The following is a 26,290-nucleotide window of genomic DNA, read 5'->3' as shown; positions in this document are numbered from 1 at the left end:
GTGTCGGTCGAGAGAGAGCTCGCATTGGCGCCGACCCTGGTTGCGTCAGCCCAAAGGGCCGACATCCGTGCTTTGGATTCACTCTAACGCGCGATAGCGGGCGAAAATGCGGCCAGACACAAAGTGTCTCCGCCCGACCCGCGGCGTCCAACGATTTTCGAGACGAAAAAACTGGCGGGATCGTGTCGAAGCGGAAAATCGCTACCGCCAGTCGCCCAGGGTCGCCTGAACCAGCGCGAGCGCCGCCACGGCCGCCGTGTCGGCGCGCAGGATACGGGGGCCAAGGGAAAGCCGCAGGACGTTGCTGCGAGCTAAGATCATCGCGCGCTCCGTCTCGTCAAAGCCGCCTTCCGGACCGATCAACACGGCCAGCGGAGGGGGCGCGCCAAGTTCGGCTTGCTTGCCGCGTAGCGCCGCGAGCGCATCGGCCAGGGGCGCGTCCTCGTCGCAGAAGACCAGCACACGCTCCGGCTCGAGCGCCGCGAGATAGCGGTCGAGCTCTAGGGGCTCCATCGTTTCCGGGATCGTCAGCAGACCGCACTGCTCCGCCGCCTCGATCGCATTGGCGCGCAGCCGATGGGCGCTGACGCGGCGCATCTGCGTGCGTTTGGTCAAGACGGGCGTCAGCCGCGCCGCCCCCATCTCGGTCGCCTTCTGGACCATATAGTCGAGGCGCGCCTGCTTGAGCGGCGCGAAGGCATAGTGGACGTAGCCCGGCGCGGTCTGCTCACGCAGCCGCTGCTCGACGCGAAGCGCCGCCGCGCGCTTCGAGACCATGTCGATCCGCGCCCGCCACTCCCCGTCGCGCCCATTGAAGAGCAGAATCGCCTCCCCCTGCCGCAGCCGCAGCACGTTGAGAAGGTAGTTCTGCGCATCTGGAGTGGGAGCGACGCGGGCGCCCTCGGTGAGGTCGTCCTCGACGAAGAGGCGTTGCGCGGAAAAGTCGTAGGCGGACAGGGGGATGATCCTTGTGGCGGCGAAGCTCGGGAGGCAGGATAGCCTAAGCGTTCTTAAACTCAGCTTATTCTGGAAATTCGGCTAAAGCTTTTTACTTGCTCATTTAGATCGATCATACATTGAAACTCCATTTCATTTTCAGAAAGTATTAGAAACGTTTTCCTACCGGTGCTAGCTCGGGACAACAAGCTTGGCTGATCTCCGTCTTTATATGTATATTGCATTGCTTCAACAGCAGAACCGTGTACAGTACCTACATACTCAACGATCCATGTCTCCGGAGCCGGATGGATAAGCCCGGGAACCACCAGCCCGCCCAAGCCAAATGCATTGATACTCTTCTGATAACGCCCTTCAGCAGACAGAGACTTTCCTAATATACTAATACGCAATTCGCAATTTATATCTTTCCAACTGCCCTCCATGCTACGAGCCGGTTTACGAAAAATCGCGTATCCATAATTTATCAGGAACGCATTTACTTTTGCGCTTCTCTCAATTATCTCTTCCAACAATTTAGATTCATTTGCTTCTTGCTCTTTCAGAAGAGTAAGCGCGCGCGGTATATTTCCATGTATTTCCGTGCGCTTCATAGCATCGTCGATGACTTCTTTTGCTTCAGCTAGGAACCCCGCAGATAGGAACTTGAAGGCAAGGTTGCTCATCGCAAGAGTTTCGCCCGATTTGCGCGCCATCCGATAGGCATCCACAGACATCGCGGGGAGCTTTATTTTGTCGAAAGCTACTCCTAGATTATTCCAGGTTATTGGATTACGGTCAGCAAATGGAATCATATTATAGTGGTAGACCGCTAACTCATCATTTCCTAGCTGAGCGTGCTCAAAAGCCAGCAAAAATCTAGTTTTTGTGTCTGAAGGGTCGCACTCTAACATCAACTGCATATATGCTATTTCTTCGTAGCTCTGTCTATTTACCTCCGCGAGCCGCCTCATAACAACAAACAGCTCATATTTATCTATTTCGTTTTCACAAATATACTCTTTAAGTTTTTCAACAGCTACACTTATCTCCGAGCTTTCAGCTTTCGCCTTCGCCAGCATCACGATAGAATCACCGAACAACCGAGCTTTAGATTTCTGATCCATTACGAGATCAGAAGCTATCTTAAAATATTTTGACGCATCAGAGAATTGACGAAACTCCAGAAAAGATTTTGCCAAATACTCGAAAACGGCCGCACATGTAGGATTTGATTCGGATAATTGCTTTAAAACTTGAATACTTCCATTTGTTCCAAACAGAATACGCTCATATTCACGGAATGCCACCCATTTAGTACGATTTTCGTCCTCGTTCACCTCAGCTGTTGCGAGATATTTTTTATCGAGATCAATTTCAGCGGCCTTGTCGCCGAAAACGAGCGCACCCCGAAATGCGAATTGATAATCTTGAAGACGCCACTCAGGCTTCGGGGTTTTCCAATCCGAGTTGGATGGGGGCGTTGCAGCCGGCTCACTTTCGTTAGCTGACTGGGCGGCAACGCTCTCAACAACCATTTTTGATGGAGCAATACTACTGATCATCTGAGCAAGCTTCGTAAAGCTCCTTTCTGGTGCCGCGCGCTCAAAGGGAATATATTCTACGCTGCCCTGAAGCCCACCTGGGAGCCGCACGCCTGATTCGACTAAAAGAATGAGTTTGTAGCCTAGTCCTATAGCTAGACCAATCTCCTGAATGATCCAATCCGATGTTTTCCACGTCGGAGTATTGTTCGTCAATCGACTCAAAATGTGATCTTTCAGTGAAAAATCGATTGGAACGACGCATTCTCGTTTTGTGCATATTCCAATGAAAACATTTTTTTCTGAAAATAGCGCTAATACCTTTTCATCAATGCCTGATGACTCTGCAGATTCTGCGTGCACCCAAGAGAATGATGGATGCAACTTTTCGATCTCGTTGAATATTGCCGTGAATCTGTCAACGACGTCTTTGTCGTCCGCTGTGAAACTATGTCCGACAAAAGCTTTGATTTCATTCATTTGCAGCGCCTCGAAATGGCGACTCACGTTGAGCATTCGTACCGGCTTTGCGGACGCCCCTGGGCATTTCCGCCCGATGACGCTCTAGGTCTTACACATACTACCTAAAGGTCGGTCGGCGGAAAATGGACCTTCCAATCCCCTCACCCCCTCAAGCCCGGCGCCTCCTGGCCCGTGCGGGCCACATATTCCGTGTAGCCGCCCTCATATTTGTGCACGCCTTCCGGCGTCAGCTCCAGCACGCGGTTGGAGAGCGCCGCCAGAAAATGCCGGTCATGCGAGACAAAGAGCATCGCGCCCTCATAGCTCGACAGGGCCTGGATCAGCATTTCTTTCGTCGCGATATCGAGATGGTTCGTCGGCTCGTCCAACACGAGAAAATTCGGCGGATCGAAAAGCATTTTGGCCATCACGAGCCGCGCCTTCTCGCCGCCCGACAGCACGCGGCATTTCTTCTCCACGTCGTCGCCGGAAAAGCCGAAGCAGCCCGCGAGCGTGCGCAGCGCCCCCTGCCCCGCCTGCGGAAAAGAATCCTCCAGCGATTGGAACACTGTGCGGTCGCCGTCCAAAAGCTCCATCGCGTGCTGGGCGAAATAGCCCATCTTGACGTTCGCCCCGAGCGCGACCCCGCCCTCGTCCGGCGTGGCGGCGCCCGCCACGAGCTTCAACAGCGTCGATTTGCCAGCGCCATTGACGCCCATCACGCACCAGCGCTCGCGGCGACGCAGTTGGAAGTCTAGCCCCTCATAGATGCGCTTCGCCCCATAGCCCTTATGCACAGCGGAGAGCGTCACGACGTCGTCGCCGGAGCGCGGCGCCGGCTGGAACTCGAACAACACGGTCTGGCGTCGTCGTGGCGGCTCGACGCGCTCGATCTTCTCGAGCTTCTTGACGCGGCTCTGCACCTGCGCGGCGTGCGAGGCGCGCGCCTTGAATCGCTCGATGAATTTGATCTCCTTGGCGAGCATGGCCTGCTGGCGCTCATATTGCGCCTGCTGCTGCCGTTCCGCCTGCGCGCGCTGCGCCTCGTAGAATTCGTAATCGCCGGAGTATGTCGTGAGAGAGCCGCCGTCGATCTCGACGATCTTGTTCACGATGCGGTTCATGAAGGCGCGATCATGCGAGGTCATGAGCAGCGCGCCGTCATAGCCTCTCAAGAATTGCTCGAGCCAGATCAGGCTCTCAATGTCGAGATGGTTGCTCGGCTCGTCGAGCAGCATCACATCCGGGCGCATGAGCAGAATGCGGGCGAGCGCGACGCGCATCTTCCAGCCGCCCGAGAGCGCGCCGACGTCGCCGTCCATCATCTCCTCAGAAAAGTTCAGGCCGGCAAGGACCTCCCGCGCGCGGCCTTCCAACGCGTAGCCGCCGAGCTCCTCGAAGCGCCCCTGCACCTCGCCATAACGCTCGATCAACGCGTCCATCTCGTCTAAGCGCTCAGGATCGGCCAGCGCCGCCTCCACCGCCTTCAACTCGGCGGCGACGCCGCTGATGGGACCCGCGCCGTCCATCACCTCCGCGACGGCGCTGCGGCCGGCCATCTCGCCGACATCCTGACTGAAAAAGCCGATCGTGACGCCGCGATCGACGCCAATCTGGCCCTCGTCCGGCGCTTCCCGCCCGGTCATCATCCGGAAAAGCGTGGTCTTGCCGGCGCCGTTCGGCCCGACGAGCCCGGCTTTCTCGCCCTTGAGGAGCGAGGCCGAGGCCTCGATGAACAGGATTTGATGGCCGTTCTGCTTGCTGACGTTTTCGATGCGGATCATGGGACCAGAGTCTGTGGGAGATGAGTGGCGGGGGCTTATGCCACGGCTGAGGCTTTCCGTGCTATGCAGCCGCTAGCGCGCTTTCCGCTCGAGCGGAACCGTTTGGGTGACAAGACATCGGGGACGAATTGAATCAAAGGGTCGAGCCTATCCGCGCCGGCGTCCTATCGGGCGGACAGATTGGGGAGCTCATGCGCGACGGGGCGATCCGCGCCGCCGCACCGCTCGTTGAAAGCCAGATTCAGCCGGCGAGCCTCGATTTGCGCCTGGGTCCCAAGGCCTATCGCGTGCGGGCGAGCTTTCTTCCCGGGCCGAGCCGCAGCGTGGCCGACATGCTGTCGCAGCTCAAATCCGACGAGATCGAGCTTGGCGGAGACGGAGCGGTCTTGGAGCGCGGCTGCTTTTACGTCATCCCGCTCCTCGAAGACCTCGCTTTGCCCGAGGGCGTTTCCGGCGCCGCCAATCCCAAGAGCTCGACCGGGCGGCTCGATATTTTCACGCGGCTCATCGCCGACCGAGCGGAGCGCTTCGACCTCGTCGAGCGGGGCTATCGGGGTCCGCTCTATGCCGAGGTCTCGCCCCGGTCCTTTTCCGTGCGCGCCCGCGCGGGCGCCAAGCTCAACCAGTTGCGCTTTCGCCGCCACGATCCCGACGCGCCGCTCAAGACGAGCTTCGCGCTTTCCGACGAGGCGCTCGCCGGTGTGCATGCGCAGGCGGCCCTCGTCGACGGTCCCTTAAATCTTCGCGACGGCGTCGTGCTGCGCGTCGATCTCTCCGAGCCGCTCGCCGCGGGCGTCGTCGGCTATAGGGCGCAAAAGCACACGGATGTCATCGATCTCGACAAGATCGGGCTCTACAGAGTCGAGGACTTTTGGGACAGCCTGCCGGTTCGCCCGGACAAGCGGCTCATCCTCGATCCCGGCGATTTTTACATTCTCGCCTCGCGCGAACGCATTCAGATTCCGGCCGATCTCGCCGCCGAAATGGCGCCCATGGACGCCGCGATCGGCGAGTTTCGCGTGCATTATGCAGGCTTCTTCGATCCCGGCTTCGGCCGATCGACGCAGGGCGGGCCGGGCGCGCGCGCCGTGCTGGAGGTCAGGAGCCGAGAGGTGCCTTTCATCCTCGAGGACGGACAGGCCATCGGCCGCCTCGTCTATGAGCCGATGCTGCAAGTTCCTGAAGCCCTGTATGGAGAAGCGGGCCTTTCCAATTACCAGGGACAGGGCCTCAAGCTCTCCAAGCATTTCGAGGCGCGTTAGGCGGCGGAACGCTTTGAGTGTCGCTCTGGGTCGCGTCATGGCCGGGCTTGTCCTGGCCATCCAAGCCGCGCCGCCGCTGCGCAACAAGCAACCATCGAAAGGCAGAGCCCCTTCCCCGAGCGCCATGAGGCGTCACGGCGTGGATGCCCGCGACAAGCGCGGGCATGACGGGCCGGGTCTCAGCTCTGGGGATTAATGCAACGCTTGGCGCCCTGTAAGACGCCCTAAGCGGGCCCCTGCTGGAGGCAGGAATGCGCCATAAGCGGTCATTAAGCGGCTGCGCCGATCCAGCTTCATGCATGCCCCGCGCCGCCGCGGAGGTTTTCGAGCGGCGCGGGTTTCAAAGAATTGCGGTCGGCCTCGGCGTCAGCCGTTGAGCCGGCGGCGCGCCCGGGCAGCGACCCCGGCGAGGCCCAGGAAAGCCAAGGCCAGGAGGCCTGTCCCCGGGACGGGGCCGGGAGCGGCGCGCACAAAGGAGCAGCCCGGGCAGGTCAGGCGATCAACGACGTCAGCGTAATCTAAAAACAAGCTGCCGTTGGTGGGGTCGACCTGCGTATAGTCGCCGCGCGTGCCTCCGGTGGCGATCAGGGTCGTGGTGTTTGTGGTTGGATCCAGCAGATAGATTTCGCCAAAGTTGGTGTTGACCACGATATCGCCATTGAATTTTCCACCGCTGATCACGCCGGTGCCATCCGAGCCACTGATGGAGGGTGAGCTATACACCAGGCTGCCCGTCGCGATATCATATCCGTTGATACTGCCCTGCGCCAAGTAAGCCGTCTTGCCGTCTGGGGAGACGGACACACCGTCGCCGAATTGGCCATTGATGACGCGGAAAGTTCCGGTCGTTGGATTGATGTCGATCAATCCCTGCCCGCTGGTGGAAATGATGTCGCCCGTCACCGGGTTCGTCCACATGCCGAGGTAAGGGGAAGCCCCCGGGACTACATTTGGGTTTGCGACTGTGCCGTCGGGATTGAACGACGCAAAATGTCCTCCAACCCCACCATAGACGACGCCGCCTGACGCCGTGTATGCGCTCGTGAAGCTACTCGAGCTTTGCGTGAAGAGCGCCGAGCCTGGAGTCTGGCCATTGACGTCCTTGAAGACATACAAGGCTCCGGAGCCCGTGCCGACGAGAACGTTGCCTTGGCCATTGACGCCGATGCCGAACGGCCCGCCGCAACAGCCCGTGTTCCCCGGATTGGTTGTCGCGAATGTCGAGAGTTGGAAGCCATCCGCGATGCCTTGAGCGGTTAGCGTGGGCCCCCCTGCGTATGCAGGATGGATTGAAAGGCCTCCGATAACGGCGACGCCCCCAAACGCTGCGGTGGCAATTACGCGAATTTTATCCGCTATTCCCTGCTTCTTCATTGAAATACTCCATGATTGGAGGAGCTTCAGCAGACCCTGCGCGGGCCACTGGTGCGCCTCTTTGCTGTTGCGCCCGACCAGGGTGGAAGACTAAACGGACGGGCAAAGTGGTATACAATTAAATTGGAATTCGAAAACGCGGACGAGGATTTCGTCCTAAAAAAGAGTTTCGGCGTGACATCTTTGCAACACAGCCTCGCTGAGAGAACGATTCGTCACAACAGCCGAATTCACTTATTTCCCCGTCGCGCGGCGAAGTTGAAATCGACCGGCATTTACCGGCTAAGCCTCAGCTCGGATGATCTTTCCTCAAAATTTGTCACCTCTGCAAAGGCTGCGCGATCACAGAGAGCGCCACACGCGCATCGGCTTCAATGACGCAGGCCTCCGTGGCGAAGGTTTCGCCGCCGACAAGTCTCGCGCGCAGGCATGCCACTCTCGTGGCTGTTGGGCGCAAAGCGTGAGATTTTGACCACCCCCGCCGCTCCCTCGCCGGCCCACATGACATCGGCGCGGGGAGCGGCTAAAGAATCTCGGGCCTTTCGCGTCTTACCCGCCCGGGAATCTGATGTCAGTGCTGATTCTTCCCTTTCCGGTTGTAAACCCCGTCGCGATCGACATCGGGCCGCTGCCCTTCGGGCTCGGCAGCCTGCCTCTACGATGGTACGCGCTCGCCTATATCGGCGGCTTCGTCCTCGCTTGGGCTTACATGCGCTTCATCGTCGTGCGCGACGCTTTTTGGAGCAAGGATCAACCGCGGCCCTCAGTGATCGGCGTCGACGATCTGATCGTCTATGTGGCCTTCGGCGTCATCATCGGCGGAAGGCTCGGGCATGTGCTCATCTACGACCCCCACCATTTTTTTCAGCATCCGCTCGAGGCCTTTATGCTCTGGAAGGGCGGCATGGCCTTTCACGGCGGGTTCCTCGGCGCCGCCGTCGGCATGGCGCTCTTCGCGCGCGGCCAAGGATTGCCGGTGCTGACGGTCGGCGATCTTTGCGCCATCACCGCGCCGATCGGGCTTTTCCTCGGTCGCATCGCCAATTTCATCAAGCCGGAGCTTTGGGGCCGGCCGACCGACGTTCCCTGGGCCATGGTCTTTCCCGATCCCGCCGCGGGAGACCTCCCGCGCCATCCGAGCCAGCTCTATGAAGCCGGGCTCGAAGGCTTGGCGCTGGGGCTCGTGCTCTGGGTGGCGCTGCGCGCCGGCGCGTTGAAGAGGCCGGGACTGGCCACGGGGATTTTTTGCCTCGGCTATGGCCTCGCCCGCACCTTCTGCGAGTTCTTCCGCGAGCCGGACCCAGATCAGGAGGCGCTCGGCAATGGATTGACGATGGGCATGGCGCTGTCGCTTCCCATGGCGATCGCCGGCTTGCTCCTCATCGGCTTCGCGCTGCGGCGCCGGAGTGTTTTCGCATGACCGCGCTCGGCGACGAAATCGCGACCGCCATAGAGCGGGAAGGCCCCCTGCGGCTCGATCGTTACATGACGCTCTGCCTGCAACACCCCCGCTACGGCTATTACATGACGCATGATCCCTTCGGCGCGCTGGGAGATTTCATCACCGCGCCGGAGATCAGCCAAATGTTCGGGGAGATGATCGGCCTCTGGCTCGCCGACGCCTGGTCGCTCTGCGGCGCCCCCCAACAGGCGCGGCTCGTCGAGCTCGGCCCTGGCCGAGGCACGTTGATGACGGATGTGTTGCGGGCGCTGCGCGTCGCGCCGGGCCTGAGCGAGAGACTCGCGGTCGATCTCGTCGAGACCAGCCCGGCGCTGCGGCAGGTTCAGCGCGAGACCCTGGCGGGGGAGACAATCCCGATCGAGTGGCGCGACACGCTGGCCGAGGCGCCGCGCGGCCCCCTCTTCCTGATCGCCAATGAATTTTTCGACGCGCTGCCGGTGCGCCAGTTCGTGCGGACCGCGCCGGGCTGGCGCGAACGCGTGGTTGGCCTTAACCGCGAACGACGTCTCGCCTTCGGCCTCGCCCCGGGGGTCGAACCGGACCTGCCGCTGAACGCCCCGCTGCACGCGATGATCGAGATCAGCCCCGTGGGGCAAAATGTGATGGCGGAGATCGCCCAGCGCATCGCCTCTGACGGCGGCGCGGCGCTCATCATCGATTACGGCTACACGAAAACGACGCTCGGCGAGAGCTTGCAGGCCGTTTCGCGCCACGCCTATGTCGATCCGCTGACGACTCCCGGCGAGGCCGATCTGACCGCGCATGTGGACTTTGCGGCTCTCGCTCGCGCCGCAAGGGCTGAGGGCGCGAAGGTGCTGGGCCCCACCACGCAGGGCCGTTTTCTGACGCAGATCGGGATCGAGCGGCGCGCCGCGGCCTTGCGCGGCCGGGCCAATGACCGGCAGAAGGCGGACATCGACTCCGCCCTCCACCGATTGACCGGCTCGGGCGACCCGCGCGAGGTCATGGGCGATCTTTTCAAGGTGATGGCGGTCACCCACCCGGACATGCCCGATCCGCCCGGATTCGCGGAGATCGAGTCTTGACGGCCTCTCTGCAAGCCTTCGAAGCCGAAAGCCTCGCCCTGCCCGGCCTCGCGCATGGGTTCTTTGGCCGCAGCGGCGGCGTCTCGACGGGCGTCTACGCCTCGCTCAACGGCGGGGTCGGCTCGCGCGACGCCCCGGAGCGCGTCGAGGAGAATAAGTCGCGCATGGCGCAAAAGCTCGGCGTCGCCGCCGAACGTCTGCTCGTGCCCTATCAGATTCACTCGGCGGAAGCGCTCGCCGTCTCGGAGCCCTGGGCGTTAGAGGCGCGGCCGCGTTGCGACGGGCTGGCGACGCGCGCGCGCGGCCTCGCGCTGGGCGTGACCGGCGCCGATTGCGGCATGCTGCTCTTCGTCGACGCGGCGGAGGGCGTGATCGGCGCCGCCCACGCCGGCTGGAAGGGCGCCCTCTATGGCGTGATCGAGGCGACGCTCGCGGCCATGGAGGGGCTCGGCGCGCGGCGAAACCAAATCCGCATCGCGCTCGGACCGATGATCGACGGCGAGAGCTATGAGGTCGGACCCGAATTCGTCGAGCGCTTCGCCGCCGAGGACGCAGGGTTCCGACGCTTCTTCAAGCCTTCGCCGAAACCGGGCCACGCCATGTTCGACCTGCCGGCCTTCATCGAGATGCGGGCGGACCAGGCCGGCGTCGCCTCCTTCGAGAACATTCGCGTCAGCACCTACGCCCATGAGGAAAGCTGCTTCTCCTATCGCCGCAGCGTGCATCGCGGAGAGGAGGACTATGGGCGGCTTGTCTCGGCGATCGCGCTGATTTGATGTGTAAGAACAACATTCCGGAAGAGCGACGCGGATTTTTCGACGATTTTTGATTTTCCCGCTTGACGCGCGTGGGCTGCTGCGGTATAAAAACATCATCATCAAGAAATGCGCCCGGGGCTGATGCTTCCGGATTTTTTCATTTCTGCGGCTTGGGGGGCCTCTCCAACGTCATGACGAAGCTCGCCGCGACGCAAAAATCTACGGACCGCGCGCGGCGCGACGCGCGCATCCTCAAGGCCGCGGCGAAAGGCCAATCCGCGCAGAGCATAGAAAAGGCGCTCAAGGCCGCGGGCTTCAAGCCCATCTCGCGCGCGCGGCTCATCGCGATCATGAAGCGCGCGCCGTCGGGCGGCGCCGAGATCTCCGACGACTTTCGCGCCCGAGAGCTGGCGCGTCTCGCCGAGCTGCAAGAAGCGTTGCACGCCAAGGCGCTCAAAGGCGACAACGCCGCCGTGGACCGAGTGCTCGCCATTCTCGACCGCCGCGCCAAACTGCTCGGCGTCGGCGCGCTGCCGCCCGCGCCGCCGGAGTCCGGCGCCGACGCGAAAACGATCCTGCAGCAAAAGCTCGACGCCATGGCGGCGCGGCTCGCGGGCACGCCATCCGCTGGCGACGAATCTCGCTGACTCCAAGACAGTCTCCGCCGCCCGTGATCCGCGCCTCTGACCTCGCCAGACTGCCGCAAGAAGCGCGCGCGGAATTCATCGCGCGGCTCTCGCCGGAAGAAGCGGCGCTGCTTCCCTATCTGTGGGAATTTTGGGCGCGCCCCGAGCAGCTCCCGCCCGCGGGCGATTGGGTCTATTGGCTGCCGCTCGGCGGGCGCGGCTGCGGCAAAACGCGAACAGGCGCCGAGACCGTGCGGCGCTGGATCAAGACCCACGCGCATGTGAACATCATCGGCGCGACGGCCGACGACGTGCGCGACGTCATGGTCGAGGGCGAATCGGGGATATTGAACATCTGCCCGCAAGACGAGCGGCCGAAATTCGTCGCGGCGCGCAATCGTCTCGACTGGCCAAACGGCGCCAAGACGCTTCTCTTCTCGGCGGAGTCACCCGAGCGATTGCGCGGCAAGCAGCACGCCAAGCTCTGGTGCGACGAGCTCGCCGCCTGGCGCTATCCGGAAGCCTGGGATCAGGCGGTGTTTGGCCTGCGTCTCGGCGACAAGCCGCAAGCGGTGATCACGACGACGCCGCGCCCAACGAAGCTCATGCGCGAATTGCTCGAGAGCCCGCTGACCTTCACGACGAAGAGCGCGACTTACGCCAATCTTGCCAATCTTCCCGAAGCCTTTGCGCATAAGATTCTGCGCGCCTATGAGGGCACAAGGCTCGGCCGACAGGAGCTCGAAGCCGAGTTGCTGCTCGACACGCCCGGCGCGCTCTGGACGCGCGCCATGATCGAGGCCGCCTATCGGCCGGCGCCGCCGAAGCTCACGCGCATCGTCGTCGCGATCGACCCGCCGGCAAGCTCGTCGGAACGCGCCGACGAATGTGGGATCGTCGTCGCGGGCCTGAGCGCCGAGAAGGAAATCTGCGTGCTCGCCGATCTGACCTCGCAGGGCGACACGCCTTTGCGATGGGCGGAGCGCGCCATCTCCGCCGCGCGCCGCTATGAGGCCGACGCGATCGTCGCCGAGGTCAATAATGGCGGCGAGATGGTCGAGGCGGTGATCCGCCAGGTCGACGCCGACATCCGCGTGAAGTCCGTGCGCGCGAGCCGCGGCAAGTTCACGCGCGCCGAGCCCGTCGCCGCGCTTTACGAACAAGGCCGCGCGCGCCACATCGGCGTCTTCGCCAAGCTCGAGGACCAGATGTGCCTCATGACGCCGGATTTCGACCGCGCCTCGGCAGGCTTCTCGCCCGATCGCGTGGATGCGCTGGTCTGGGCCGTCTCGGAGCTCGTCTTTGCGCCCGCCGACGGCTCGGCGATCATCGATTTCTACCGGCGTCTCGCGAGCGAGACGAAGACCACCTAGGCGAATGACAGTCTCTGCCTGCGCACCGAGCCGACGCCTCTGAAGCGGCTTACATCTCATGGCGGCGAGCATGGCGAGCGGTCGGCTTTGTCAATGATGCGCCATAGCCCGTCATCGATGACGGGCGTCCAAGAGGACGCCCTATGGCGCACCGCCTTCGGCGGCGGCCCTTCGGGCCGTCATTGACAAAAACCGATCCGTCTCGCCGACAATGCTCCGCCAAGAGATGTAAGGCGCACTGCGACTTCGCGGATTATCCCGCCACCAGCGCTGACGCTTAGGCGAAAGCTGAACACGACCCCCCACCTCTCCCCGCAAAGAGCCCCACCGATGCCGCAAGTAAGCCAGGCGCTGAACGGCGCCGCCGGGAGCGATCGCCGATGAGCGCGCGCGATCGCCAAGCCGGGCGCCCGACATGGTCGCTCTCGCCGCAAGACCTCACGGTCTCTTACGGACAGGCGCAATTCATGTCCTCGCGCGGCGCGGCCGATGCGGCGGGCTGGTTCGGGCCGCTGACGCCGCTCGCGCCTATCGCGCCGAAAGAGGTAGCCGGACGCGGCTTCGATTTTCCCTCGGGCTATAATATCGCCGTCAGCCCGCGCGCCTTCGAGCCCATCACCTTTCACGATCTGCGCGCGCTCGCAGAGACCTATGATCTGCTGCGCCTCGTCATCGAGACGCGCAAGGATCAGATCGAGCGAATGAGCTGGTCGCTGCGTCCGCGCCACGGGTGCGAAGGTCCCGGCGCCGTGCGCATCAAAGAACTCACGCGCTTCTTCCAGAGACCGGACGGCGAGCACGCTTTTTCCGCCTGGCTCAGAATGCTGCTCGAGGACCTGCTCGTCATCGACGCCCCGACGCTCTGGAAGCAACGCGCCCGCAACGGGTCGCTCGTCGCGTTGCATCCGCTCGACGGCGCGACAATCAAGCGCGTCATCGACGATTGGGGACGCACGCCACAGGCCTTCATCGGCGACGACGGCGCGCTCGTTCATCCTTGCGCCTATCAGCAGGTGCTCAAAGGTTATCCCGCCGTCGATTACGCGGCGCGCGATTTGATCTATGCGCCGCGCAATCTGCGACCCGGCCGCGTCTACGGCTTCTCGCCCGTCGAGCAGATCGTGATGACGGCGAATATTGCGCTGAAGCGCCAGATCTTCACGCTGACGCATTTCACCGAAGGCAATATTCCCGAAAGCCTCATCGGCGTGCCGGAGAGCTGGACGCCCGATCAGATCAAGAATTTTCAGGACTATTGGGACGCTTACTTCACCGGCGATCTCGCGGCGCGGCGGCGCGCCAAATTCGTGCCCGGCGGCGTCGCGAAAACCTTCATTCAGACGAAGGAGCCGGAGCTAAAAAATCTCTTCGACGAATGGCTGGCGCGCGTCGTCTGCTACGCCTTCTCGGTCTCGCCGCAGGCTTTCGTGCATCAGCTCAATCGCGCGACGGGCGAGACGCAGAAGGAGCTCGCCGAAGAGGAAGGGCTGTGGCCGATCCTCAAATGGGTGAAGCGGCTCATCGACCGCGTGCTCGTCGAGGATTTCGGCGAGGAGGATCTCGAATTCGCTTGGGGCGAGGACGCGCAGATCGACGGCGCGAAGCAATCGCAGATACTCACGAGCTATGTCGCGGCGGGGATTTTGACGCGCAATGAAGCGCGCGCGCAGCTTGGGCAAGCGCCCGTTGAAGACGCCGCCGCCAATGCGCTGCTTGTGACGACGGGAAGCGGTCCGGCGCCCCTGCCAAAGCTTGCGGCCGGCGAAGGGGCGCTCGGCAAATACAATCATTTTCACGATGAAGCCGGCCGCTTCACCACCGCCTCCGGCGCGAGCAGCGTCTCGCCCGCGCCAAACATGCGCAACAACGACCCCAAGACCAAGGACGTGCAGGTGGCGCAAGTGGAACCCGCGACCGCAGCCGCGGCCGCGGCCGCGGTCGGGGTCGCCGCCGCCGCTGCGGCGGCAAGCGCTTATCGAGCTTATCAAAGTTGGGCGAATTCCCCTCGCTCTGCGCGGGGTGCTGCGCCGCCACTCTTCCCTTCGAGCCCATCCGAAGACTCCTCAAAGCACGAGGCTCCGCCCGCCCCCGTCAATGAACCGAAAGCATCAGGCGCCGCAGCAGCGGTGCCTGATCCCGGTCCGGACGATCCAGAAGGTTCTCGACGCGAGGATGACGCCAGTGACCGCACTCCGCGAAAAGAAAGCTACGAAATCGGCGCCTCGGATGGCGGGCCTGGCAAGTGGGCTGAGGCCAACGAAGGTCTGACGCCTGAGGAGGCAGCCTATCAACAAAGGGCGACTGGCGCGCCCCAGGGTCGGGTCTATAATGTTGCGAACGACAGGGCTGCGTCTGGCTCGACGAGCTTCGACGGATACGATCCGGCGACTAACACTTTGATCGACGCGAAATTTTGGAACAAATGGCCGATCGACAAAAGTTTCTCTCGCGATGCTGTCATCAGACAAGCCAGGGCGCAGATTGAGGCGGCAGACGGGACAAGGGTTGTTTGGAGACTCCCGACACACGAGCGCGTTCTGCGGGTTCAGGACCTACTCGACAATGCAAAGATCGAGAGCATCATTGTAGAGCTCTTCAAACCCTAGTCATCGGAGAACAGAATGAGCGAGTCCTATCCCGACGCGATGGTCATCCAGGCCTCCGGTTTCGGCAGGTCCTTAACCGCGCGGCAATCGATCGAAAACGCAAAGAAGGTGCTTCTTGACTTCGAGAGGATCTCTCCTTGGCGCCGTCCTTTCATGGTCAATGGCTGCACCGAAGAAACCGATGATATGCCCATCGCGGAGGACCTTTCCAACTTCGAAGAAGTGCTCATGCACGCCCTGCAAAGTTATGATGACGTTCGATACTTCAATGACAATGATCCGGATAACTGGAAGCTGACACCTGATTCCCGCTCACCCTATGGTTTTAGCTTAACCTTCTCCGACATTCATCACGATAAAGACGCATGGAAAAGCATTCCCTTCAGCATACAAGCGGCGGGGTTTCGGGATGGCATCTCCAGAGAGAACTCTGTTTACGTTATTCGTATCCCTTTCTACGGCAAAGGTGAAAAAAATTCGAACTGGTCCGATCCGACGATCGTCTTCCGCATTTTTAACTATTTCATAGACACCTTCGATCCAATGAAGTGTGTTGTTTTTGGGAACCGTCAGGCCCGTGAGCTTTCCCGAGAGAGCAACTCACATCTTCCAAAGTACATAATCGGCTGGTTGAATTACACTCGAGATCCCAAAATCATGGAGGTGTTCAACGACATCGGAAAGGCGATCCCCTATCGCTCCGGCGTCCTGTTGAAGCTCGGCGACGACGCCTCGGCGCTATCCGACCCCAAAGTCGACGCGGAGCTCGCTGAAATTGGCGAGATGCTGCGCTCCGCTGGCGTGAGTCACTAGTCTAGTCGAAATCTCGGCGCTCGCCCGTCGGCGTGGGCTACAGTGGCAACCCTACAGTCTCCCCCCTGGCTCACGTGAACCAGGGCCTCTTGCCGCTGACACCACAGGACGCGCTCGCTCGTCGCGCTGCATCCGCTCGGCGGCGCCACGATCAAGCGCGTCACCGACGATTGGGGACGCACGCCGCAGGCCTTCATCGGCGACGACGGCGCGCGATCTGATCTATGCGCCGCGCAATCTGCGCCCGGGCCGCGTCCGGCTTCTCGCCTGTCGAGCAGATCGTGATGACTGCGAATATCGCGCTGAAGCGCCAGATCTTCACGCTGACGCATTCACCGAAGGCAATATCCCCGAGAGCCTCATCGGCGTGCCCCCGGCCGCAGCGGCGGGCGCGCCAGACCCGGGAGATCGAAAGCCCGACGACGAGAAGAAACGCAGCGATCAAAGCGAGAAGCCAACCATTCGAGTGTAGAAGTATTATCCTGGACGAGCATCCGGGTCTTACACGCGAGGCTCTTGAAACGATCGAGGAAACGACGCAACCGACCGGGACAGCGCCCGATAGGCCCGGAGGTAAAGGCGCCCCAGGGCCGGACGTCGATTACAGGGACGTCGAGACCAAGGAGCCGGTGACCGGCGTTCAGATAAAAGTTGCGAATAGCGTCAAGGCTATCCCGAGACTAATCCGAAACGATCTGGTTTCAAAGCAGCCGAGCACGATTATCGCTGTTCAGGCGCCGGAAGGCACAGCCAGTGGTGCGGTTCGAGGCGCGATAAGAGACTTTCCTTTCGACCCTGAAGAGGCTGCCGGGAAGTCGATCGTGGTCGTGGACTCCAGAGGGAAGATCCTGATCAGATTAAGCCCACTTTTGAGGTGACCGATGAGCCATATGTTCAATTTGCTCGGGCTCGATACGTTCGACATCCTCGGCGTCGGCTACGGCGGCGGGCGGGAATTTGAAGCCATGCCTCTAGCGCAACGCGAAGGGCCGAAGATTTGGTCGCGGTTCTTTGGGGTGAGGCCGAGTCGAGTGCTGTACCTCTCTCCGGAACAGCTTGACCTACTATACAACCGCTTCGCAGCGGCGAACCCCAAAGGTGTCGTTTCCGGCGCCGGCGACGACTTCTACCGCGCATTTGCGCCTGACCATCTCACACGCCAAGAAGTCGACCGCTTGGAGGACGAGGGAAAGATTTTCATACACGTGTTCGACGAAGAGATGCAGCATGGCTTTCCGCACGTGAGGCGATACCTGCCTGAATTGTTTGAGCCGGGAGTCGTTGAAAAGATGCATCGCGACCCCTGGCTTCACGTGCATTTGCTAGGCCAAGCGATCCGGGAGGGCGTGGTTCCTGATGGTCCTGGCGAGTCGAGCCGTTGGTCTCCCGAATGGCGCGCTTACTGCGACAGGCTGATCGCCTCTGGCGAATATAAGTAGCTTCTCATCGGAGAGCACCTGACGCAAAATAAATTCTTGCGCGTCGTCACCACCGAGGGCGGACGCATTTCACGAGCGCTTTCGCGAGGGGCGACGCGTCGAATTCCCGCCCGACGATGTGGCGAAACTGTGCCTCCAGGCGAAGGAACCGAAACTGAGATGACTGTGAACAAGAAGATTGTTTGCCTGCCTACCGAAGAGGAACTGAGCAATCGTCTCCTTAGGCATCTTCAGTGGCGCCAGGGCTCAATTGAGGTAGTGCTCTTGTGGAAGGGTTATCTGGCTGCTCTCCTGGAGTGGAGCTTGATAGAAGTCCAAACATACGATCGGCTGATCGCGCATCTCCCCAAAATCGCGCTCACGGAATCGCAGGAACTGTTCCTTGGCGGCCCGTTCACGCCCGAGAGCGAAAAGGAGACGGACGAGCATCTCTTACAGGACGACGCACAGACTTAGTTTCCAGTCGCACCCTGAGGCACACGAGCTACCGCGAGCGAGATTGAAGGTCTCCACCATGCCGAACATCAGATTCCCCGACATGCGCATGAACGTCTTAGGCAATCTTGAGGCTTTGGCCGATCGAGAACATCAAGAGCGATGTTGGGTACGGCATGAAGCATATGATTGCTTCGATGAAGTGATCCACGCTCTCTTCGACGATAGCAGTTTCGAGGACGGACCCCGCTCGGCCGTTGGCGCCTTGTTGTTCGAAGAGGGCGAGGCCGATCGCATCAAGACGGTGATGGACTTGATAGACGCGCTCTTCGCCAAATATGGCAAGAAGCTGTCTGACAAGGGCTATATGGCCACGCCGGAGTGGCCGGCGATCATAGCTGCGGCAAAACAGGCCTTCGAAGCTATGAAACAAAACGACTTGCGCTTTATGGCGCCAGGAGAACGGCAGGAGTTATACGACAGGTACAAAATTCCATCCTGATGGCGGTCCAAACTTCACCTTCCCCCCTCCGTACGCCGGAATTCTCGCCGGTGACGAAACGTGCGCGCTTGCCTGGGACTGATCCAATGCTCCTTTCGCTGTATGAGTCGGTCGTGCTGGCCGTAGACTTACCAGAAAAAGGTTTGAAGGCCGGAACCCGCGGCGCGATCATCGACGTACACGAGCAACCAACGGCGGCTTACGAGGTGGAGTTTTTTGATGCCGACGGAAACACCATTGATTGGTTCACGGTGACCCCGGAACAGGTGCAATTGGCTCTGGGAACCGTGAAGCATTGAAGCCGTGATAGATTGATTAATTCAGCGACAAGCAGCTGCTTATACAGGATTGGTGCGGCGACCGCGTGCTCGTCGAGGATTTTGGCGAGGAGGATCTCGAATTCGCCTGGGGCGAGGACGCGCAGATCAACGGCGCCAAACAGGCGCAGATACTGACGAGCTATGTGGCGGCGGGGATTTTGACGCGCAACGAAGCGCGCGCGCAGCTTGGCGCGGCGCCGGTCGAGAGCGAGGCCGCCAACGCGCTGCTGGTGACGACGGGAAGCGGCCCGGCGCCGCTGCCGAAGCTTGCGGCGGGCGAAGGGACGCTCGGCAAATACAACCATTTTCACGATGAAGCCGGCCGCTTCACCACCGCGTCAGGCGCCAATTCTGGCGACCAGAACGCAGTCGAGCGGAGCGCCGGCGCCTGATCCCGATGGCTCAAATGACCAATCGGATGAGGCAAAGGGGATGTTCCCCGAATCCCGATCCTCGTATCAATGGAGCGACTGGTCATGACGACGGGCGATCTCGTGCAGCTTGCGACGGTCAAGAGCTGGCTGGGCGTGACCTCATCCGTCGACGACGCGCTGCTCAGCGGGCTCATCACCCAGATCAGCCGGGCGATCTACAATTACATCAACCGCTCCTTCGTGCTCCCGGCCAATGTGACCGAGGCCTATGACGGCTCCGGCCGCGACAGTCTTATCCTGCGCAACTGGCCCGTCGGTTCGATCAGCGCGGTCGTCGTCGACGGCAAGCTCATTCCGCCAGCGCCGCTGATGGTCGCGGGCGTTGAAACGGCGCCGGGCTATGTGCTGGAGCAGGCGGACGATCAGCCTCCGGGCGCCATGCAGCAGCTCTTTCTACGCGGCCCTTATCGTTTCCATAAAGGTCGCCAGAACGTCGTCGTCTCGTACCGCGCCGGCTACGAAATCATCGGAGAGACTCAAGTCGCGCCGCAGCAGGCGCCTTTTCAGCTCACGGCGCTCTCGCCCTATGGCGTCTTCGCCAAGGATACGGGCGTCGCCTATGCGAATGGCGTGTCACTGAACGCGGTCGCCGCCAATCCGGGCGCGGGTCAATATAGCGTCGACGCGGCGAGCGGAACCTATAGCCTTTCCGCCGCGGACGCCGGCGCAATGCTCTCCCTCTCTTACGGCTACATCCCCGCCGATCTCGCCCAATGCGCGCTCGAATGGGTCGCCGACCGCTATCGCTACAAGGACCGCATCGGCGTCTCCAGTCGAAGTCTCGGCGGCCAGGAGACGACCGCCTATCAGAATCGGGCTGCTCCGGATTTCGTTCTCGCGTCGCTCGTTAATTTTCGCCGCATCATCGCCAATTGAATCATGCTCAGCGTCAAGATCGAAGGCGTCGACGCGCTCGAGCAGCGCTTCGAGAAGCTTCCGGATGCAATGCGCGCGGCCCTCGCCCGCAAGATCGAGGACCTCGCCGCGCGTCTCGAGCAAAAGATCAAGGAGAATCTCTCCGGCGCCGTAATGCAGGCGAAAAGCGGGACGCTTCGCGATTCGATCGAGGTGAGGCTCGCGCCTTCCGCCGCCGCGCTCGTCGCCAGGACAAAATATGCCGCCGCGCAGGAATACGGCTTCGCGGGCGAAGAAAGAGTCTCAGCGCATAGCCGCGCGATCAGAGAAGCCTTCGGCCGCGCGATCGCGCCCAAGACTATCTTCATTCGCGCCTTCGCTCGCGTCATGGATCTGCCCGAGCGCAGCTACATGCGCTCGGCGCTTGACGAGATGCAGGACGAGATCGCGGCCGCGTTGTCTGAGGCGGTCGAGGAAGGATTAAGCGCATGAATGTCGCGCGCGAGGCTGTGATGACGGCGCTGGTCGGCTTGCTCGCGGGGACGCGCTTCGCGCTCTCCGTCAATGGGCAGAGCGGCTTCGTGTCCGTGTCGCGGCGCTTGAAGCTCTGGTCCGACGTGCCGAAATCGCAACGCCCTGCCCTCTTCGTCGCCGAGCATCGCGAGCAGCAATCCTATCAGAACGAGGCGCTGCCGGCGAAGACGACGCTCGCCGTCGATCTCTTTGTCTATATCGACGCGGGCGACAAAAATACGATCCCGGCGATTGCGCTCAACACGATCCTGGATGCGTTGGAGGCCGCGTTAAGGCCCGTCAACGGCTCGCGCCAGACGCTCGGCGGGCTCGTCTCGCATTGTCGCATCGACGGCGCGGTCCTCAAGGATCCCGGCGATCTCGACGGCGACGGCCTGCTTTGGGTTCCCCTCAAGATCCTCGCGATCTGAGCCTTTCCTCCCGCTCCACCGTTCGCACGCTCAAGGAGTCATAGCATGTCCAGCAACACCTCGCTCGCCTTCGGCGCCGGCGTCCTGATCGGCACGCCGACGGGCGGGTCGCCCTTGCAATTCGGCACGCTGCAGGACGTCTCCGTCGACTTCAGCTTCTCGGTCAAGCAGTTGATGGGGCAGTTCCAATTTCCCGTCGCCGTCGCGCGCGGCGCCGGCAAAATTTCCGGCAAGGCGAAATTCGCCAATATCGACGGCCCGACCTTGAATCAGATCTTCTTCGGCAATGCGCCGACGACGGGTCAGAAGCTCTGGTCCTATAACGAAGGCGCGAGCGTCGCCGCGGCCTCGCCCTATACGGCGACGGCAGCCAACGCCGGTTCCTTCGACCAGAATCTCGGCGTCGCCTATGCGGCGAGCGGCCTGCAATTGACGCAAGTGGCCTCGAGTCCGGCGCAGGGACAATATAGCGTCGCGGCCGGCGTCTACACGTTCAACGCGGCCGACAGCGGCAAGGCGGTGCTCATCACCTACAGCTACACGCAGTCGATTGCCGGCTCCAAAGCCGTCATCGGCAACAAGCTCATGGGCGTTGCGCCGACATTCCAGATCGACTTCTACCAGAGCAATCCGAACATCGCCGGCGCGCAATGGTCGGTGCGACTCTATTCCTGCATCTCCTCTAAGCTCGGCCTCGCCAGCAAGCTTGAGGATTTCACGATACCCGAGATGGATTTCGAGGCCTTCGCCAACGCCTCGAACAATCTCGGCGAGATCAACACGGCGATTTGAGGTGTCTATGAGCCCCGATCCTCAGATCGACTGCGCCAACGCCGCCGTCGTCACGCTCGCCGGGCGCGAATGGTTCGTGCCCGTGCTGGCGATGCGCCAGGCGCGCATTGTCGTCCCGGCGCTGATGCGACTCATGCCGGTGCTGCAGAATTTGCAGAACGGCGCCGCCGAGGGCGCGGCGCAGCTCTCCGAAGCGGAGTTCGACGCGATCCTCGACGTCGTATACGCGGCGCTGACGCGCGCCTATCCGCGCCTCTCGCGCGACGCGTTTCTGGACCTTCCCGCCTCCACGCCGGAACTCATCGCCGCGCTCGCGGTCGTGACGCGGCAGACGGGCTTCTTCAAGCCCGCGGAAGCTGAGGCTCCCGCGGGGGAGGCCTGAGGGGAGACGGCGAAAGCTTCGACGGCTCCCCCAAACATTTCGACCGCTTGATCGCGCATTATTGCCAGTGCTCGGGAGAAGCCTGGAGCGACGTGCTCGAAGCGGAACTCACCTTCCCGCGCCTCTTCGCGCGCCAAGCCTATTGGCGCGAGTTTCCGCCGCCGCCGATGTTGATGCGCGCGATCGCGGTGGGGCTCGGCGTTTATAAGCCAGCCGCCAACACGACGGATGCGATGGGAACGCTGAAGGCGATGTTCCCGGGCGGGAAGATTTAGGCCTCTTCCTTCGATTCTGCGAAATCGCCCAACAAATGCTTCTCCAATAGCACAGAAGGAGCCGCCCACATGGCCGATGAGGTGACGATCCGCTTTGGCGCCGACACGAGCGACTTCGAAGACGGCTTGAGCGAGCTTCGCGGCGCGCTCGGCGGCGTGACGCCGGAGATCAAGAAGCTCTCGGACGGAATTGGCGAGGCGGCGCAGAAGACGGCCCCCGCAACAAACGCCTTCTCGCAAATCGGCAAAGGCGTCAGTGACGGCTTGACCGCATCGCTCGGCCCGGCCTCCGCAGCATTGACGAAGCTCGGCGCCGACACGGAAGAGCAGGAGAGACTCGTCAAGATGACGCTCGATGGAGAGATCCGCTTGCTGCAAGAGCAGCTCGCAACCAAGAAGACAATCTACGATGGCGAGGCGCAACTCAAGCGCATCAGCGAGGGCGAAAAGATCGCGCTCGTCAGACAAGCGACCGAAGAAGAGTATCAGGCGCGGCGCGCGCTCATGGAGCAAGAGGCTCAGCTCGACGGACTCTCCCTGCAACAAAGGCAGCAGGCCTTGAACAGGCTCGCAACGTTAGAGGCCTCGCACGAACGCCAGATGCTGCAGCTTTCCTATCGTTCGGCCGAGGAGCAGGACAGGATTTGGCAGGATCTCGGCAACCGGATCGGCCGTTCCATGAGCTCCTCAACCATGGGTCTGCTCCAGCACACGACGAGCTTCCGGGAGGCGCAACGTCAGATGGCGCTCTCAGTGGTCGGATATTTCGTCGACATGGGAACGCGGTGGGTCGCGAGCTTTGCGGCGACGATCGCCAAAAACATCGCGACGCATGTGCTCGGCGAGGAGACGATGACCGCGGCGACCCAGCTCGGCACGGCGCAGCGCACGGCGAGCGCGGCCTCGGGCGCCGTGGCCGAAAGCGCAGAGAAAGCGGCTGCGGTCGTGCGCAGCATTCTCGCCTCCTCGGCAGAAGCCTTCGCCGGCGTCTTCGGCTTTCTCGCGCCTATGCTCGGGCCCGCGGCGGCGGGTCCCGCGGCGGCGGCGGAAGCGACAGTGGCGAGCGCCGCGTCGATCGCGAGCTTCGACATCGGCGCCTGGAGCGTGCCGCAGGATCAGCTCGCCCTGGTGCATAAGAACGAATTGGTGATGACCGCCGCGCAAGGCGACGCCTTCCGCAATCTGATCGCCAATGGCGCGACTGGAAGCGCGAGCGCGTCGCAGGTGCATGCGCCCGTCAATTTCAACATCCAGGCGCTCGATGCGCAGGGCGTCGCGAGCTTCCTGCAAGGCAATGGACGCACGATCATGAAGGCGATGGCCTCGCATGTGCGCGACGGCGCGCATCTCGGGATGAAAGGGCTCAATCCGGCATGAGCTTCCCCTATATCGGCGCAATCAACCTAATTCCCGCGACCGGCGAGTTCACCTATGACACGGTCGCATACAGCGGCCAGCAGCCTGGCGGCGCCATGGCGCCGATCAACACATATCACGCGCCGGGCGGGACGAAGACCGATGTCGAATTCGCGCTCGATCAATTGCAGGCGACACTCCCAAATTGCGCGAGCGTCGCCGTCGTCGTGCAATGGATCGCCAATTCGCTCGACGCCGCCAGTTGCAAGATTTACCCCTCCTCGACATTCATCGGCGGAGCTTTTGAGCCGACGGCAGGCGGAGCGGACAGCTGGCGCGTCAGCGACGTTACCATTGCCACCGCGGGACTCATGCCGATCAGCCGACCCGACGGCGTCCACGCCGCCTATGGCGGCACGCCGTCCGATCAGTCGATCGTTCGCTGTATTCAGGCGATCAAAGCGCGCGGGCTCAATGTCGCGCTCTATCTCTTCCTCGGCGTCGATCTGCCCGGAAAGCCCTGGCGCGCAGGCGTCACTTACGCCCCGGATGTCTCCAGCGCCGCGAGCAGCGCCGTCGCGAGCTTTTTGGGTTCAGCGACGCCCGCGATGTTCACGCGTGACGCGACGAATTTGACCGTGCATTACTCGGGGAGCGTGCTCGACTTCACCTATCGCCGCTTTGTGCTGCACTACGCCCATCTCGCCGTGCTCGCCGGCGGCGTCTCGCTCTTCGCGATGGGCTCGGAACTCGGCGGCCTGGAGGCGATCCGCGGATCCTCCTGGACCCCTGCCGGGACGAGCGACGCCAATGGTCACGCCGTGTGGGACTATCCCTTCGTCGCGGGCCTGATCGCGCTCGCCAATGATTGCCGCGCCATCTTCGACGCCGCCGGGCTCGCCAAAAACCTGGCTACGCGGGAAAATCTGATCGTCTATTCGCCGGACTGGACGCAGTGGATGGGCGCGCAGCATTCGGGCGCGGGTGTCTCCGGCATCTGGCCCCATCTCGACAGTCTCTACGCCTCGAGCAATATCGATCTCGTCTCTTTCGACAATTACATGCCGCTCGCAGATTGGACGACGGGCGACGGCGGATTGGACGCGCAAAATTGGCGAGCGCCGGCGCCCTCCTCCTGGCCTGTCGCGGCGCCTGCGACACGAGGAATCGCGCTCGCTTCTTCGCCCGACATCGACACGCTCGCCTATCTGCAAGCCAATATCGAGGGGGGCGAGAAATTCGATTACTTCTACACGAGCTACGCGGTCGCGCAGACCCTCGATCCGAATGGGACGCTGCAATGGGTCTCGGCGCCGCAAGGCGACCGTCTGACGCAATCGCGCAGCGTCTATTACGCGGGTCAGCAGCTCTTCGCCTTCAAGCAGATCCGCTGGTGGTGGAATAACGCGCACAGCGCCGTCTATGACAATGGCGATGGGCAGGGAACTGTTCCGCGCGGTCCGCAAACGCAATGGACGCCGCAATCGAAAAGCGTCTGCTTTCTCGAATATGGCTTTCCAACGGTCGACAAATGCGTGAACCAACCCAATAGATTTTTCGACCCGAGCGCTTCGAGCGGCGGCGCGCCCTTTTGGTCGATCTGGAACGCAGCCGACAAGGCGCCGCTCGTCGACAACAGACTCGCTCTCCTCGCGCATCAGGCCTTCTACAGCTATTGGTCCGCGAACAACGAGACATCAGGCGGCGGGGTCAAAATGATCGCGACCGATCTGATGTTCGCCTGGTGCTGGGATGCGCGCCCGCTTCCCGAGTTCCCGCTACGCATGGACATTTGGGGCGATGCGGGCAATTGGCGCTATGGCCATTGGCTCAACGGCAAGCTTCCCGCCTTGCCGACGCCCACGCCGTCTCCGCCGCCAAGCTATGGCCCCTTCGCGTCCTTTCCGTCGCTCTTGGGTCTCGGATGGTCGACGAAGGTCACGCCCAAATTCTCGACAGCCACGCTCGAACGCGCCTCCGGGAAATCGGCGCGGCGCATGCACATGCGCTGGCCGCTCTATGAGGTCGAGCTCATCTACGACTTTTTGAGGAGCGACTCGGTCAATCAGGAGCTCCAGCAGATCATGGGCTTCTTCGAGACGATGCAGGGCCAGACGCAGCCCTTCTGGCTTCAACCGCCCGGCCTTGCCGCTTTGCAAAGCCAGCTTGTCGGCGTGGGCGACGGCGTCACGACGTCTTTCCAAATGCAGCGCACGACGGGCGCTTTCACAGAGCCACTGGCAGGTGTCGCGAGTGTTTCTGCCGTGCGCGTCAATGGCTCGCCGCTTCCCGCCGGCGGCTGGACGCTCTCTGCCGGATATCAGCCGGTGCTGACACTCTCGGCGCCGCCGGCGAGCGGCGCGCCGGTCGCTGTTGACGGCGTCGCGCTCTGGCTCTGCCGCTTTGCCGAAGACGCGCTGGTTCTCGAGCAATTCGCCTATCAGCTCTTCGAGCTGAAAAGCGTGAAGCTGATCACGGTGAAATTGTAAGTCGCTGCAGGCGCGGCGTTC

26 protein-coding genes are annotated in these 26,290 nt (G+C 61.9%); 22 read left to right on the top strand and 4 right to left on the bottom strand.

Annotation, left to right across the window (positions count from 1 at the left end; all coding sequences use genetic code 11):
* Nucleotides 1-201: 201 nt before the first annotated feature.
* The 3 genes from QMG80_RS07845 to QMG80_RS07835 form a co-directional block, all read right to left on the bottom strand.
* Nucleotides 202-957, bottom strand: coding sequence for a 16S rRNA (uracil(1498)-N(3))-methyltransferase (locus QMG80_RS07845; RefSeq protein ID WP_085772316.1), 756 nt, complete (start codon nucleotides 955-957; stop codon nucleotides 202-204).
* Nucleotides 958-1,016: 59 nt separating this feature from the next.
* Entirely contained in the window at nucleotides 1,017-2,960 is a 1,944-nt protein-coding gene (locus QMG80_RS07840; RefSeq protein ID WP_158658799.1) for a tetratricopeptide repeat protein, read from the bottom strand.
* A gap of 143 nt (nucleotides 2,961-3,103) precedes the next feature.
* On the bottom strand, nucleotides 3,104-4,726 hold the full coding sequence (locus QMG80_RS07835) for an ABC-F family ATP-binding cassette domain-containing protein (RefSeq protein ID WP_085772314.1): 1,623 nt from the start codon (nucleotides 4,724-4,726) through the stop codon (nucleotides 3,104-3,106).
* A gap of 128 nt (nucleotides 4,727-4,854) precedes the next feature.
* Between QMG80_RS07835 and QMG80_RS07830 the strand changes: the two genes are divergently transcribed.
* Nucleotides 4,855-5,988 carry a 2'-deoxycytidine 5'-triphosphate deaminase gene (locus tag QMG80_RS07830; RefSeq protein ID WP_281926281.1) on the top strand — a complete coding sequence of 378 codons (1,134 nt, stop codon included), beginning with the start codon at nucleotides 4,855-4,857 and terminating at the stop codon, nucleotides 5,986-5,988.
* Nucleotides 5,989-6,354: 366 nt separating this feature from the next.
* On the opposite strand, the gene QMG80_RS07825 is transcribed toward QMG80_RS07830, so the two are convergent.
* The gene (locus QMG80_RS07825; protein ID WP_085772313.1) at nucleotides 6,355-7,362 is read right to left on the bottom strand and encodes a hypothetical protein; all 1,008 of its coding nucleotides are present in this window, start codon (nucleotides 7,360-7,362) and stop codon (nucleotides 6,355-6,357) included.
* A gap of 568 nt (nucleotides 7,363-7,930) precedes the next feature.
* On the opposite strand from QMG80_RS07825, the gene lgt reads away from it, so the two are divergent.
* The 21 genes from lgt to QMG80_RS07720 all read left to right on the top strand — a co-directional run bounded on the left by lgt (nucleotide 7,931) and on the right by QMG80_RS07720 (nucleotide 26,269).
* Nucleotides 7,931-8,782 carry a prolipoprotein diacylglyceryl transferase gene (gene lgt, locus QMG80_RS07820; protein WP_085772312.1) on the top strand — a complete coding sequence of 284 codons (852 nt, stop codon included), beginning with the start codon at nucleotides 7,931-7,933 and terminating at the stop codon, nucleotides 8,780-8,782.
* A complete protein-coding gene (locus tag QMG80_RS07815; RefSeq protein ID WP_281926280.1) occupies nucleotides 8,779-9,870 on the top strand; it encodes a class I SAM-dependent methyltransferase in 1,092 nt (363 codons plus the stop codon). The genes lgt and QMG80_RS07815 overlap by 4 nt, the downstream gene beginning before the upstream one ends.
* A complete protein-coding gene (locus tag QMG80_RS07810; RefSeq protein ID WP_085772311.1) occupies nucleotides 9,867-10,646 on the top strand; it encodes a purine nucleoside phosphorylase YfiH/LACC1 family protein in 780 nt (259 codons plus the stop codon). The genes QMG80_RS07815 and QMG80_RS07810 overlap by 4 nt, the downstream gene beginning before the upstream one ends.
* 173 nt (nucleotides 10,647-10,819) lie before the next feature.
* Entirely contained in the window at nucleotides 10,820-11,275 is a 456-nt protein-coding gene (locus tag QMG80_RS07805) for a hypothetical protein (protein WP_085772310.1), read from the top strand.
* A 23-nt stretch (nucleotides 11,276-11,298) separates the two neighbouring features.
* Nucleotides 11,299-12,627: a DNA-packaging protein gene (locus tag QMG80_RS07800; protein WP_245299935.1), complete on the top strand. Its 1,329-nt coding sequence runs from the start codon at nucleotides 11,299-11,301 to the stop codon at nucleotides 12,625-12,627.
* Between the two features lie 380 nt (nucleotides 12,628-13,007).
* Entirely contained in the window at nucleotides 13,008-15,233 is a 2,226-nt protein-coding gene (locus QMG80_RS07795; protein ID WP_085772309.1) for a phage portal protein, read from the top strand.
* 15 nt (nucleotides 15,234-15,248) lie between these two features.
* The gene (locus QMG80_RS07790; protein WP_085772308.1) at nucleotides 15,249-16,046 is read left to right on the top strand and encodes a hypothetical protein; all 798 of its coding nucleotides are present in this window, start codon (nucleotides 15,249-15,251) and stop codon (nucleotides 16,044-16,046) included.
* Between the two features lie 284 nt (nucleotides 16,047-16,330).
* Nucleotides 16,331-16,924, top strand: coding sequence for a hypothetical protein (locus QMG80_RS07785; RefSeq protein ID WP_199768979.1), 594 nt, complete (start codon nucleotides 16,331-16,333; stop codon nucleotides 16,922-16,924).
* Between the two features lie 3 nt (nucleotides 16,925-16,927).
* Nucleotides 16,928-17,485 carry a hypothetical protein gene (locus QMG80_RS07780; protein WP_085772305.1) on the top strand — a complete coding sequence of 186 codons (558 nt, stop codon included), beginning with the start codon at nucleotides 16,928-16,930 and terminating at the stop codon, nucleotides 17,483-17,485.
* 303 nt (nucleotides 17,486-17,788) lie between these two features.
* On the top strand, nucleotides 17,789-17,941 hold the full coding sequence (locus tag QMG80_RS07775) for a hypothetical protein (protein WP_158658798.1): 153 nt from the start codon (nucleotides 17,789-17,791) through the stop codon (nucleotides 17,939-17,941).
* Between the two features lie 43 nt (nucleotides 17,942-17,984).
* Entirely contained in the window at nucleotides 17,985-18,422 is a 438-nt protein-coding gene (locus tag QMG80_RS07770) for an SCO4402 family protein (RefSeq protein ID WP_158658797.1), read from the top strand.
* Nucleotides 18,423-18,508: 86 nt separating this feature from the next.
* Entirely contained in the window at nucleotides 18,509-18,721 is a 213-nt protein-coding gene (locus tag QMG80_RS07765; RefSeq protein ID WP_085772302.1) for a DUF4926 domain-containing protein, read from the top strand.
* 65 nt (nucleotides 18,722-18,786) lie between these two features.
* A complete protein-coding gene (locus tag QMG80_RS07760) occupies nucleotides 18,787-19,134 on the top strand; it encodes a hypothetical protein (RefSeq protein ID WP_085772301.1) in 348 nt (115 codons plus the stop codon).
* An 84-nt stretch (nucleotides 19,135-19,218) separates the two neighbouring features.
* A complete protein-coding gene (locus QMG80_RS07755; protein WP_245299934.1) occupies nucleotides 19,219-20,052 on the top strand; it encodes a phage head-tail connector protein in 834 nt (277 codons plus the stop codon).
* A 3-nt stretch (nucleotides 20,053-20,055) separates the two neighbouring features.
* The gene (locus QMG80_RS07750; protein ID WP_085772299.1) at nucleotides 20,056-20,523 is read left to right on the top strand and encodes an HK97 gp10 family phage protein; all 468 of its coding nucleotides are present in this window, start codon (nucleotides 20,056-20,058) and stop codon (nucleotides 20,521-20,523) included.
* Entirely contained in the window at nucleotides 20,520-20,975 is a 456-nt protein-coding gene (locus tag QMG80_RS07745; protein WP_085772298.1) for a hypothetical protein, read from the top strand. Before QMG80_RS07750 ends, QMG80_RS07745 begins: the two co-directional genes overlap by 4 nt.
* 45 nt (nucleotides 20,976-21,020) lie before the next feature.
* Nucleotides 21,021-21,767: a hypothetical protein gene (locus tag QMG80_RS07740; protein ID WP_085772297.1), complete on the top strand. Its 747-nt coding sequence runs from the start codon at nucleotides 21,021-21,023 to the stop codon at nucleotides 21,765-21,767.
* Nucleotides 21,768-21,774: 7 nt separating this feature from the next.
* The gene (locus tag QMG80_RS07735) at nucleotides 21,775-22,149 is read left to right on the top strand and encodes a hypothetical protein (protein WP_085772296.1); all 375 of its coding nucleotides are present in this window, start codon (nucleotides 21,775-21,777) and stop codon (nucleotides 22,147-22,149) included.
* Nucleotides 22,150-22,196: 47 nt separating this feature from the next.
* A complete protein-coding gene (locus tag QMG80_RS07730) occupies nucleotides 22,197-22,424 on the top strand; it encodes a hypothetical protein (protein ID WP_085772295.1) in 228 nt (75 codons plus the stop codon).
* Nucleotides 22,425-22,493: 69 nt separating this feature from the next.
* A complete protein-coding gene (locus tag QMG80_RS07725) occupies nucleotides 22,494-23,801 on the top strand; it encodes a hypothetical protein (protein ID WP_085772294.1) in 1,308 nt (435 codons plus the stop codon).
* Nucleotides 23,798-26,269 carry a baseplate megatron protein TIM-barrel domain-containing protein gene (locus QMG80_RS07720; RefSeq protein WP_085772293.1) on the top strand — a complete coding sequence of 824 codons (2,472 nt, stop codon included), beginning with the start codon at nucleotides 23,798-23,800 and terminating at the stop codon, nucleotides 26,267-26,269. The genes QMG80_RS07725 and QMG80_RS07720 overlap by 4 nt, the downstream gene beginning before the upstream one ends.
* Nucleotides 26,270-26,290 lie beyond the last annotated feature (21 nt).

Source organism: Methylocystis bryophila, assembly GCF_027925445.1.
GTDB classification, from domain to species: Bacteria; Pseudomonadota; Alphaproteobacteria; order Rhizobiales; family Beijerinckiaceae; genus Methylocystis; species Methylocystis bryophila.
Note: the sequence above shows the minus strand (reverse complement) of the source record. Positions and strands in the feature narration are given on the sequence as shown.